Annotated in this window: 12 protein-coding genes and 1 pseudogene; 6 read left to right on the top strand and 7 right to left on the bottom strand. The window is 34.4% G+C overall.

Annotated features, from left to right (window positions below):
• Positions 1-147: 147 nt before the first annotated feature.
• The 4 genes from AACY61_RS02825 to AACY61_RS02810 all read right to left on the bottom strand — a co-directional run bounded on the left by AACY61_RS02825 (position 148) and on the right by AACY61_RS02810 (position 4,324).
• Positions 148-1,500 carry an MBL fold metallo-hydrolase gene (locus AACY61_RS02825; RefSeq protein WP_339609979.1) on the bottom strand — a complete coding sequence of 451 codons (1,353 nt, stop codon included), beginning with the start codon at positions 1,498-1,500 and terminating at the stop codon, positions 148-150.
• 148 nt (positions 1,501-1,648) lie between these two features.
• Positions 1,649-2,752 (bottom strand): peptidylprolyl isomerase, encoded by a 1,104-nt coding sequence (locus AACY61_RS02820; protein WP_339609977.1) that lies wholly within the window; start codon positions 2,750-2,752, stop codon positions 1,649-1,651.
• A gap of 14 nt (positions 2,753-2,766) precedes the next feature.
• Positions 2,767-3,309, bottom strand: coding sequence for a gliding motility-associated peptidyl-prolyl isomerase GldI (gldI, locus tag AACY61_RS02815; protein ID WP_339609975.1), 543 nt, complete (start codon positions 3,307-3,309; stop codon positions 2,767-2,769).
• A complete protein-coding gene (locus AACY61_RS02810; protein ID WP_339609973.1) occupies positions 3,302-4,324 on the bottom strand; it encodes a DHH family phosphoesterase in 1,023 nt (340 codons plus the stop codon). Before AACY61_RS02810 ends, gldI begins: the two co-directional genes overlap by 8 nt.
• Positions 4,325-4,489: 165 nt before the next feature.
• Here AACY61_RS02810 and AACY61_RS02805 point away from each other — a divergent pair, with 165 nt between their 5' ends.
• The 4 genes from AACY61_RS02805 to AACY61_RS02790 are packed head-to-tail and all read left to right on the top strand — an operon-like array spanning position 4,490 to position 7,565.
• Complete coding sequence (locus AACY61_RS02805; protein ID WP_339609971.1) at positions 4,490-5,110, top strand: hypothetical protein; 621 nt, start codon at positions 4,490-4,492, stop codon at positions 5,108-5,110.
• Complete coding sequence (locus AACY61_RS02800) at positions 5,110-6,450, top strand: histidine kinase (RefSeq protein WP_339609968.1); 1,341 nt, start codon at positions 5,110-5,112, stop codon at positions 6,448-6,450. Before AACY61_RS02805 ends, AACY61_RS02800 begins: the two co-directional genes overlap by 1 nt.
• On the top strand, positions 6,450-6,770 hold the full coding sequence (locus AACY61_RS02795; protein ID WP_339609966.1) for a 2TM domain-containing protein: 321 nt from the start codon (positions 6,450-6,452) through the stop codon (positions 6,768-6,770). Before AACY61_RS02800 ends, AACY61_RS02795 begins: the two co-directional genes overlap by 1 nt.
• A gap of 21 nt (positions 6,771-6,791) precedes the next feature.
• Positions 6,792-7,565: a LytTR family DNA-binding domain-containing protein gene (locus AACY61_RS02790; protein WP_339609964.1), complete on the top strand. Its 774-nt coding sequence runs from the start codon at positions 6,792-6,794 to the stop codon at positions 7,563-7,565.
• Here AACY61_RS02790 and msrB (AACY61_RS02785) read toward each other — a convergent pair.
• From msrB (AACY61_RS02785) to AACY61_RS02775, 3 genes are all read right to left on the bottom strand, one after another.
• Positions 7,562-7,966, bottom strand: a complete 405-nt coding sequence (msrB, locus tag AACY61_RS02785) for a peptide-methionine (R)-S-oxide reductase MsrB (RefSeq protein ID WP_339609962.1) — start codon at positions 7,964-7,966, stop codon at positions 7,562-7,564. The genes AACY61_RS02790 and msrB (AACY61_RS02785) overlap by 4 nt on opposite strands.
• Positions 7,959-8,453 (bottom strand): peptide-methionine (R)-S-oxide reductase MsrB, encoded by a 495-nt coding sequence (gene msrB / locus AACY61_RS02780; protein ID WP_339609960.1) that lies wholly within the window; start codon positions 8,451-8,453, stop codon positions 7,959-7,961. The genes msrB (AACY61_RS02785) and msrB (AACY61_RS02780) overlap by 8 nt, the downstream gene beginning before the upstream one ends.
• 144 nt (positions 8,454-8,597) lie before the next feature.
• Positions 8,598-9,095 carry a collagen-like protein gene (locus AACY61_RS02775; protein WP_339609958.1) on the bottom strand — a complete coding sequence of 166 codons (498 nt, stop codon included), beginning with the start codon at positions 9,093-9,095 and terminating at the stop codon, positions 8,598-8,600.
• Between the two features lie 173 nt (positions 9,096-9,268).
• Here AACY61_RS02775 and AACY61_RS02770 point away from each other — a divergent pair, with 173 nt between their 5' ends.
• Both AACY61_RS02770 and AACY61_RS02765 read left to right on the top strand, forming a co-directional pair.
• The gene (locus tag AACY61_RS02770) at positions 9,269-10,087 is read left to right on the top strand and encodes a M48 family metallopeptidase (RefSeq protein ID WP_339609956.1); all 819 of its coding nucleotides are present in this window, start codon (positions 9,269-9,271) and stop codon (positions 10,085-10,087) included.
• Between the two features lie 92 nt (positions 10,088-10,179).
• Positions 10,180-10,779: pseudogene (locus tag AACY61_RS02765) on the top strand (MFS transporter); the annotation flags it as partial.

The following is a 10,779-nucleotide window of genomic DNA, read 5'->3' as shown; positions in this document are numbered from 1 at the left end:
AAGAAGTGAAAAATAGAAGGAAAATTATCCCCAAAAAGTGCTTCAGCTTGATTACAGTTGTGTTTTTCATGGGATTTATTTGAATAGTTTTGTAAGTTTTCGAATGTACGTATTTTTAAGGATATTTGTTATACTATACAAGCGGTTTTAATCTATTTCAAAAACATCATTAAGCATTGGAATTGAGGTTTTATAGCCATATGTATCATTTATTTTTACCCTTAATGCATCAAGTGCTGTGGGTTCACCATGGACCAAAAAGACCTGTTCGGGAATATTTTTAATGTCATTCATCCAATCGATCAATTCGCTTTGATCAGCGTGGGCAGACAGGCTTTGAATGGATTTAATCTGGGCTTTCACAGGAATGTATTTTCCGTGCAGTTTAAGTTCGTGAGCGCCTTCTTGTAGCTGACGTCCGCGTGTACCCTCAGCTTGAAAACCGGCAAGAAGAACGATGGTTTCAGGTTTGTCGAGATAATATCTAAGATAAGTTAACACGCGTCCTCCGGTAACCATCCCGCTTCCGGCGATGACTACTTTAGCACGTTGATCGTCTATGGTTTCCCAAGTGTCTTTGTAAGAGGTTATAATGTTAAAATGCTTTTTAAGTGCATTGAATTCCTTGCCAGATAATTTATGCCATTCGGGGAATTGAGAAAAAATATCAATAACTTCATTGCCCATGGGGCTGTCGATAAAAATGGGTATTTGTGGAATTTTATTTTTGCTGTACAGTTCCCAAAGTTTATACATTAAAGTTTGTAAACGTTCAACTGCAAAACTGGGAATGATTAATGTGCTTTTGTTATGAATGCATTGTTTAATAGATTCGGTTAGTAAGATGTCGACGTCATTTTCAGGGTGTAATTTATTGCCATAAGTGCTTTCCATTACTAAAATATCAGCCCACTTTGGTTTGTTGGGAGGGTCAAGCAGCAAGTCGTTTTTACGAACAATAATTTTTTCGTTCACTTCCAATTCAATAAAAGTAGCTCCTATGATGTGTCCATTTTTTTGATGACGGTAGCGAATTGATTCGGTTAATGTAATCCATTCGTTAATTTTTTGGGTTTTGAAATGCTTGATGGTTTGTTCTGCTTCCTTAAGGGTATAAAATGGCAATGCAGGTTGGTGAGAAGAATATCCTTCATCATTGGCTTTTTTTGCTTCTTCTTCTTGAATCACAGCACTGTCTCTCAAAATCACTTCTGCAATGGCGAGGGTAGGGGCAGTTCCATAAACGGAACCCTTAAAACCTTGCTGAATCAATTTTGGCAAATAGCCACAATGGTCTAAATGAGCGTGAGTGAGCACTACAAAGTCAATGTCTTTAGCAGGGAATGGAAAAGGTTTCCAGTTAAGAAGTCTGAGTTCTTTTAGCCCTTGAAACATCCCACAATCTATTAATATATTTGATTGATTCGTTTCGATTAAAAACTTAGAACCTGTAACGGTATGTGAAGCACCTAAGAAATGGAGTTTTATTTTGGAATTCATAGGGTATTTGATTTGTATTCAATAAAATTACAATTAATTTACTAATCAAACTATCAATCTCCAATCAGTTATATAAAATTAAATAAAGTAAAAAAACGCTTCAAAAAATGGAGCGTTTTTTTACTTTATTTATAGTTTCAAAATTTTGTTAGTTGATTATATCAGTTATTTCAATTTTGAAAACTAAATCAGCGTTAGGAGGAATTACTGAACCAGCTCCTCTTTCTCCATACCCCAAATAGGCCGGAATGAATAATACAGCTTCATCGCCAACTTTCATATTTAACATACCTTCTTTGAACCCGGCAATTAATTGAGCATCTCTACTATATTCAGCCGGCATTGGTGCATATTGATTTGCCTGAACCCTTCGTTGGTCTACCATTTCATATTTTTCAGCAATTTCCAATTTACTGGAGTCAAACAAAGTTCCATCTTCCAAGTAACCTTCGTAATGAATCAAAACACGTTGACCTTCATTAGGCTGAATACCGTCTCCTTTATTTGTAAAAATCATTTTAAGACCAGAAGGAAGTTCTTCAGCATCTTCTTTTAATTTATTAAATTTAGCTGCTGTTTTTTCTTTGACTTTGTTTAAGCGTTCTTCTTTTTCTTTCCGTTCATTTTCAACCTCTTTCATTTCTTCTTCAAAAGAATTGAGGTTTACATTTCCTTTTCTAATTATGTTAATGTTTTGAATAACTACGTCTTCTTCTGGGCGGTTATTTTGATTTACAGGCACAAGGCTTATGGCCTCAACTACTTCCATGCCGATTACAATTTCACCAAAAACTGTGTGCAAACCGTTGAGGTGTGGTGTTTCTTTTACAGTTATAAAAAACTGGCTTCCATTAGTTGCGGGTCCTGAGTTTGCCATTGAAAGGATTCCTTTCTTGTCGTGTTCAAGTCCTTCGACAATTTCATCCGGAAAGCGGTATCCTGGGTTTCCACTTCCGTTTCCTAAGGGGTCACCACCTTGAATCATAAAGTCTTTGATTACTCTGTGAAATACCAAACTGTCATAAAAAGGTTTTCCTTTATAAGTGCTGTCAACCAGAGCATTTTTACCTTCAGCAAGATCTACAAAATTTGAGACTGTGATGGGTGTTTGCTCGTGAAAAAGTTTGGCCACAAACGTTCCTTTATTGGTAATGAATTCTGCATATACGCCATCTTCAAGTTCTGGATATTTGTCCTGACAGGCAAAAAGAGTGAAAGCAAAAAAGGCGAATAATAAAACTATTTTCTTCATAAAATTATTTGGTTTTAATTGATTTGTTCAATGTTTAAAATGGTTACTGTTGTTATTATAGGCATATTGGCACCAATGCGTTTTAAATCACCATAATAGCCATATGCTTTGTGAGAGGGAAGTAAAAAAGTGGCAGTTTCTCCTTCTTTCATAAGTTTGAGTCCTTCTCGTAATCCACTAATCAATTCTTCTTTATCCATTTGATATTCTTGAGTTCCCAGTTCTTCTTTTGTGTATATTAAGTTTCCGTTCAAGTCTTTGATTTCATATTCGTATTTAACAACATCGCCAAAACCTGCCTGTTCAGTTTCTGATGGAATTTCATTGTTGTAATAATACCAAAAACCTTGTTCTGAAGAATAGTATTCTCTTGAAGTATCCTTTTCAATGAGAGCTAGAATGTCTTTTTCATCAGCAGCGATAATTTTTTTGTTCATAGCAACCGAAGCATCGATAAAACTACCTGACGTTGTTTTAACCGGTCTTCTAGCTTCCGGTGTTTTGCAAGCTGAAAAAACAAGTAAAAATAGAAGGATAGTTTTGAAATACTTATTCATTTGAAAGTTCCTTTTTATAGTGTTGCAAGTTAGCAATAAATTGGTTAACCGTTTCTTTCATTGAAAGATTACTTTTGCCTCCCGCTGCATTGTTATGCCCACCACCTTCAAAATAATTGCGCGCAAAAATATTGACGTTAAAATCTCCAACGCTCCGAAATGATATTTTGATTAATTTTTCTAGTTTATGTTCAATAAAGATAGCAGCAAATTTTATATTTTTTATAGATAAACCATAGTTGACAAATCCTTCAGTATCTCCTTTAAGGAAATGATGCTGATCTAGTTCTTCTTGTGTTAGCGTTATGAATGCCGTGTTGAACTCTTCTAAAATTACCAAATTTTGAAGTGCAACTCCCAAAAGTTGCATTCTGTTAGGACTGTTGGTGTCATATACGGCTTGGTGGATTCGGGCATTATCTATTCCTTGCTCAATAAGGTGAGAGGCTACTCTATGAGTTATTGCAGTTGTGGATCTGTATCGAAATGATCCGGTATCGGTCATAATACCGGTGTATATACAGGTTGCAATGTCTTTGTCTAAAAGTGCCCTATCGCCCATCATTTCCATAAAGTGGTACACCATTTGTGCTGTGGAACAAATGTTCACATCACTGTATTGGTATGTTGCATAGGCTTCCGGAAACTGATGGTGATCTATCATTGCAAAAGGAGCATCACTTTGTTCTAAGAGCCTCTGCATTTCGGTACCTACTCGTGCGAAAGAATTAAAATCTAGTGTAAAAATAAGTTCAGCGTTATCAAGGGTTGTTTCAACTTTTTCTTGATTCTTTTCATAAATCAATATAGAGTCACTTTGAGGCATCCATTTTAAAAAATTAGGAAATTCGTTAGGCACAATCACAGTTGTTTGATGATTTAATTTTTTTAAATACAACGAAAGTGCCAAAGTGGACCCAAGGGCGTCACCATCAGGCCCTTTGTGACCGATAATTGCAATGCTTTTAGGTGTGCTTAAAAAAGCTTTTAAAGCTGTTAGTTGTTCATTTTTCATAAGCAGCGAAGATAAAAAAAAATAGAAGCCTTCTATTTCAATTTAGGACAAATTTAAAGAGTTCTACAATTCATCCTGAAAATTCTACAATTGGGTAAAAAGTAATTTTTACCGAAAATAATCATTTGCATCTTTGCTTTATCAATAACTAAAAAATCACAAATTATGGAAAAAGTACTTATTATTTTAGCACTTGTAGTGACAGCCTTAACAACTGCTCAATCAAGTTATGAGCAAAACATGCAAAAGGCATTTGATCTTTGGAGCGACGGAAAAACAGAAGAAGCTTCAGCACTTTTTGAAAGGATTGCTTCAGTAGAAGATGGTAACTGGCTGCCTGGTTATTATGTTGTCTTGGTGAACACAACTTCTGCTTTTGAAACTTCTGATCAAGCTAAAGTTGAAATTCTTATTAGTAAAGCACAAGAGACGCTGGATTTATTAAAACCAAAGCATAAAGACAATGCAGAATTGCTGGTAATGCAAGCAATGGTTTATACTGCTCAAATTGCTCATGATCCAATGACGAATGGTCAAAGGCTATCCGGTCCTGTAATGGAGTTGTATGGAAAGGCAAGTGCCTTGGCGCCCAACAATCCTCGAGTTGTTTTAGGAAAAGCACAATTTGAAATGGGGTCTGCACAGTTTTTTGGAACAGACACCAAATCAATTTGTGAGGCAATTGAACAATCAATAAAACTTTTTGATACCTTTAAGCCTGAAAGTCCTTTTCACCCTCAGTGGGGGAAAGAACAAGCTGAGAATGCACTTAAGAATTGTAAATAATGAAGAATTTTGCTTTTGTCTTTAGTATTGGAGTTTTAATCGGGATTATACTTTTTGTCTTAGACTTGTCGTTTCAACTGATTTCAGGAGCAGAAGTTTCATTCAATACTAATTTATTAATTTCTGTTGCTTTGTACATTTTTTATAGCGTTCCATTGGGATTAGTAAACTCCTATTTTTTTGATTATCTCAATGATAAGGTTGTTTGGAAGAACCGCGAAAAATTTAGACTTACTGTTGGACTGGTTGGATCTGTAATTATCACTTTGACTACCTTGTTTTTTATCAGGTTGATTCACCAAACATTTATTAATGGCAAAAGTCTTGAAGATTTTTTTGAGACAGAGCGACTTCAGTTTTACTTTATTGCTTTAATTATCACTCTGGTTATTTCATTGTTTTTTCATGCTTTTCATTTTTACAAGGAGTTACAAAAAAACAAACTGAAAGAGCAAAAAATCATTGCTGGTACAGCTTCAGCGCAATTTGAAAGTTTAAAAAACCAAATTGATCCACATTTTTTATTCAACAGCTTGAATGTGTTGACATCATTGATTGAAGAAAATCCTGATAAGGCACAAAACTTTACCACTTCATTGTCTAAAATCTATCGCTATGTCTTGGATCAAAAAGACAAGGAATTGGTAAGCCTTGAAGAAGAACTTAAATTTGCTAAAACATATATGCAATTGTTGCAGATGCGTTTTGAGAACAGTCTCTTTTTTGATCTACCTCAGAATTTATCCAACCCTGATGCAAAAGTTGTACCTCTTTCATTGCAATTATTACTTGAAAACACTATTAAGCATAATATTGTGAGTGAATCAAAGCCTTTGCACATTCGCATTTATGAAAAAGACAACACCCTGGTTGTAGAAAATGATTTACAGCGAAAAGAAGTTTTAAAAACCAGAAAAGGGGTAGGCTTACAAAACATAATCAACCGCTATGCTATTGTAACACCTCGTAAATTAAAAATAGAAGAAACAACACAACATTTTAAAGTAGAATTACCAGTATTAACAAAACAATATACAATTATGGACACACAATCACACTCCAATACGAACGAAGCATATATTAAAGCTCACAGGCGCGTAAAAGAAATTAAAGAATTTTACAGCAACTTATTGTCATACCTAATCGTAATACCATTTTTAATTTTTATTAATTATTATACTTACTGGGACTTTCAATGGTTTTGGTTTCCTGTCTTAGGATGGGGAATAGGCGTTTCAATTCACGGCTTTACCGTGTTTGGTTACGGATCATCTTGGGAAGAGAAAAAAATTCAGGAGATCATGGAAAAAGAGAAACAAAACAATAAAAACTGGAACTAATGGAACGGAATTATCACGATGAAGAGCTATACAAAATGGCTCAAAAAAAGATCAAGGAAATCAAAGGGTTTTATGTGCATCTCATTGTATATATATTGGTAAATATTTTCATTTTTGTTGTGAACACAAATATACTAAGCACAAAATCCATTCATATTGAGTTTGGCCACCTTTCGTTGCCTTTCTTTTGGGGAATTGGCTTATTTGCTCATTGGGCTAGTGTTTTTGGACCTAATATCTTTTTAGGAAGAAAATGGGAGGAGCGTAAAATCAATGAAATACTTGAGAAAGAAAAAAAACAACGAAAACAATGGGAATAAGAAAAACCATTAAAAAAACCAATGAAAACACTCATTATAGAAGATGAAAAACCCGCTGCAAGACGTTTAGGCAGGATGCTTGAAAAGCTTGATGTAAATGTCATAGCAATCCTGCACTCTGTTGAAGACTCTAAAATTTGGTTTCAAAACAATCCTCATCCCGATTTAATTTTTCTGGATATTCAATTGAATGATGGATTGTCATTTGAGCTTTTTGAAACCATTGAAATTGAAAGTGCAATTATTTTTACAACGGCCTATGATGAGTATGCCTTGCAAGCGTTTAAATTAAATAGTATTGACTATTTACTAAAACCCATTGATGAACACGAATTGGAAATTGCAGTTTTAAAATACAACTCTTTGAAAACCAAATTTGGAAATGATATTTCAAGTAAAAATGTTCAACTAAGCATTAATGATATAAAAAAATTATTGGTTCATCCACTCGAAAGGGATTATAAAAAAAGATTTACTGTTAAAGTAGGACAGCATATAAAATTGATTTCAACAAGTGAAATTGAATGTTTTTATAGTGAAAATAAAGGAACATATATTCAAACAATTGAAGGTAGAAATTATTTGATTGACAGTACGCTAGAAGCATTGGAGCCAGAGGTATCCCCTGTTGAGTTTTTTAGGGTAAACCGTAAATATTTAATCAATATTCACGCTATAAATGATATTATCAGTTATTCAAATTCACGATTAAAAATTAAACTTAACAATCTTAAAACTGATGATGTTATAGTAGCCAGAGATCGTGTTAAAGATTTTAAAGAATGGCTTTCCTAAGAAGATTTGTTAAATTTGAGACTTAACGAATTAACACAATACCGCTGACCAGTTTCTGTTGGACCGTCATCAAAAACATGTCCCAAATGACTGCCACATTGTGAACACAAAATTTCAGTTCTAATCATTCCGTAACTCGTGTCCTTTAGGTATTCAATACTTCCTTCAACCGCTTGATCAAAAGACGGCCAACCACACCCACTATCAAATTTAGTAGCACTTTCAAAAAGAAGTGCATTGCAAGCCGCACAGAAATACTTACCAGACTTAAAATGAAGATTATAGTCACCCGAATGAGCTCTTTCAGTGCCTTTTTGTCTTAAAACACGGTACTTTTCCTCACCGAGTTCTTTCAACCAATCTGCTTCAGTTTTTTCAATAGGATAGTGTTTTTTATTCATTTTTTACTGGTTTAAATGAAAGTGCTGCGCCATTGATACAATGTCTTTTCCCAGTAGTGTCCATAGGGCCATCATCAAATAAATGGCCAAGGTGACTTCCACAGTTTGCACATTTCAACTCAATGCGTGGATAGCCAATTTTATAGTCTGTGTCAAACTCAAGGTTTTTATTTTCACCACGATCAAATGAGGGCCATCCGGTATCGGAGTCAAACTTATGTTGACTTTTATATAATAAAACCCCGCAAGCCCCGCAATGGTATGTGCCGGATTCATAAAATGAATCCAACGGACTTGAAAAGGCTTTTTCAGTTCCGGCTTGCCTCAAGACATAATATTCAAGGTCATTAAGTTCAGCTTTCCATTGGGTTTCAGTTTTTTGAACCGTATATTTTTTCGTTTTATTTTCGGAAGATTCTTGCTGAGCTTTTGAATTACAACCAAAAAGCAGAATAACACAAAAGCAAAGAGTGATTTTTGATAACATATTTTTCTTTTAAAATTACAATTTACTTACGAAAAAAAATACATTTTAGATTTTTTAACTTTAATTTAAAATGTTTCTGTTTTTTGGTATAAAAAAACCTTCAACAAATAAATATTGAAGGTTTTCTATATTTAAATATGTTGTTTAATCTAAGTCAAGTGCCTTCATGACAGCATTATAATCGTTTATGTCTACACCAGATGTTGTTGCAAATTCAGATGGTACTACCACAAAACGAAACGTTTGATTTTGAGTGAATGCAGGACCAAGTGTGAATAGGTCAAAATTTCCATCAATTTGAATTTGAACATCAAAGAACGAATGATTGTAAACATACTGAATGATATCGCCATTTCCGAGGAAAAAATTTTGAGGAATTAAACTCCATAAATCTACATTGTCAGGCAATTGACCTTCAAGACGGTAGACCAGAATAGCATCCGATTCGAAGACTTCTATGGAATTTGGAATTTCTATCAAGACTTCCTGAAGTCCGTTTTGATTATTGAATTGAAAATTTACAGTTCTTTCAAATGTTTGTCCCAATATATTTATTCCATCCATTCCCGGAGGTCCTTGTGGTCCTTCACAGGATGATAAAAAGAAAACTGAAACTGCGAGTGTAAAAAGGAGCTTTTTCATAATATGATTGTTTTTTGTTTTTATGTAATAACAAGATGTGTGCCGAAATAGTTAAACTTGGTAAATCTTTCAAATTTAGTTTAATTTTAGAAACTCAAATCCCAGTGGTATAAAGTTTGTTTTATAAGAATTGTATTAGTATTTTTAAATGTTTTAATTCAATAAACAAAAAAATGAAAATAAAACGTGTTTTAACTACAGGTTTAATGCTTTTTTTACTGATAGCATGTACAACCAATCCTTTTACAGGAAAACAGACCCTGGCATTAGTACCCAATTCTCAGATTTTGCCCATGGCATTTCAACAATACAATCAATTTTTATCAGAAAATAAAGTTGTTAAAGGAACAGCTGATGCTAACAGGATTAATAATGTAGGTCAAAAAATTGCAACAGCCTCTGAGCGTTGGTTAAATGCCAATGGTTATCAAGGTTATTTAAGTGAATATCAGTGGGAGTTTAATTTGGTAGAAGATGAAGCTGTAAATGCTTGGTGTATGCCCGGTGGTAAAATTGTATTTTATACAGGAATACTTCCAGTTGCAAATTCAGAAGCAAGAATAGCAGCCATAATGGGTCATGAAGTAGCACACGCTCTTGCCAACCATGGTCAGCAACGAATGAGTGCTGGTCAATTACAACAACTCGGTGCTGTTGCCGGGAATGTTGCACTGGCCAATGACCCTGAGTATCAGGCAATTTTCAATACTGCTTATGGTGTGGGTACTACAGTGGGCGTTATGATGCCCTTTAGCCGAAATCATGAAACTGAGGCTGACCGAATAGGCCTCATTTTAATGGCTATGGCAGGATATGATCCTGTTGAGGCAGCTGAATTATGGAAAAGAATGCAAGAACAAGGCGGAGCTGCTCCTCCTGAATTTTTAAGCACGCACCCTTCAAGTACTACAAGAATAAATAATATTTTGTCATGGGTAGATGAGTCTAAAGCTGAAGCAAGAAAATTTGGTGTCACTACTTTTAAAAAATAAAACCCAATTAAAAATAAATCAATTTTTATATTTTAGAAGCTGCTTTAATTGCAGCTTTTTTTATTAGCTATTTAAACTTAATTTCTGGATTTATGATTAAAACCCCTGAAAAAGGAAGTAAAAAGCTACTTTTCGCCTGGGCTTTTTATGATTGGGCTAACTCTGTTTATAGTCTGGTTATTGCATCTGCTATTTTTCCTATTTATTATCAGGCTTTGTTTGATCTTGCTGAAACTGATACAGTGCTTGTATTTGGAGGTGAAATTCGTAGTACACCATTAATAAGTTATGTAACTGCTGCTGCGTTTTTATTGGTTGCGATAATGTCACCATTACTTTCAGGAATTGCAGATTATGTTGGTAATAAAAAACGGTTTATGCAATTTTTTTGTTACCTGGGAAGCCTTTCCTGTATTGGTTTGTATTGGTTTAGTCTCGATGCTATCTATTTTAGTTTGTTATGTTATTTTATGGCATTAATTGGGTTTTGGGGAAGTTTGGTGTTTTACAATTCATATTTACCCGATATTGCTTTTGAAGAACAACAGGACAGCGTTAGTGCCAGAGGCTATTCAATGGGATATATTGGCAGTGTACTTTTATTGCTTTTTAATCTTGCTATGGTAATGTTTCCTGAGTTTTTGGACTTGGTGAAGGATCAGGTGCATCTTTACTGGCAATGAAAATATCTT

The sequence above is a fragment of the uncultured Planktosalinus sp. genome (assembly GCF_963973675.1).
GTDB lineage: Bacteria > Bacteroidota > Bacteroidia > Flavobacteriales > Flavobacteriaceae > Planktosalinus.
Note: the sequence above shows the minus strand (reverse complement) of the source record. Positions and strands in the feature narration are given on the sequence as shown.

Excerpts from the sequence above, each read along its gene's own strand:
- AACY61_RS02825 (WP_339609979.1), bottom strand. The coding sequence starts at position 1,500 with ATGAATTCCAAAATAAAACTCCATTTCTTAGGTGCTTCACATACCGTT.
- AACY61_RS02820 (WP_339609977.1), bottom strand. The coding sequence starts at position 2,752 with ATGAAGAAAATAGTTTTATTATTCGCCTTTTTTGCTTTCACTCTTTTT.
- gldI (WP_339609975.1), bottom strand. The coding sequence starts at position 3,309 with ATGAATAAGTATTTCAAAACTATCCTTCTATTTTTACTTGTTTTTTCA.
- AACY61_RS02810 (WP_339609973.1), bottom strand. The coding sequence starts at position 4,324 with ATGAAAAATGAACAACTAACAGCTTTAAAAGCTTTTTTAAGCACACCT.
- AACY61_RS02805 (WP_339609971.1), top strand. The coding sequence starts at position 4,490 with ATGGAAAAAGTACTTATTATTTTAGCACTTGTAGTGACAGCCTTAACA.
- AACY61_RS02800 (WP_339609968.1), top strand. The coding sequence starts at position 5,110 with ATGAAGAATTTTGCTTTTGTCTTTAGTATTGGAGTTTTAATCGGGATT.
- AACY61_RS02795 (WP_339609966.1), top strand. The coding sequence starts at position 6,450 with ATGGAACGGAATTATCACGATGAAGAGCTATACAAAATGGCTCAAAAA.
- AACY61_RS02790 (WP_339609964.1), top strand. The coding sequence starts at position 6,792 with ATGAAAACACTCATTATAGAAGATGAAAAACCCGCTGCAAGACGTTTA.
- msrB (WP_339609962.1), bottom strand. The coding sequence starts at position 7,966 with ATGAATAAAAAACACTATCCTATTGAAAAAACTGAAGCAGATTGGTTG.
- msrB (WP_339609960.1), bottom strand. The coding sequence starts at position 8,453 with ATGTTATCAAAAATCACTCTTTGCTTTTGTGTTATTCTGCTTTTTGGT.
- AACY61_RS02775 (WP_339609958.1), bottom strand. The coding sequence starts at position 9,095 with ATGAAAAAGCTCCTTTTTACACTCGCAGTTTCAGTTTTCTTTTTATCA.
- AACY61_RS02770 (WP_339609956.1), top strand. The coding sequence starts at position 9,269 with ATGAAAATAAAACGTGTTTTAACTACAGGTTTAATGCTTTTTTTACTG.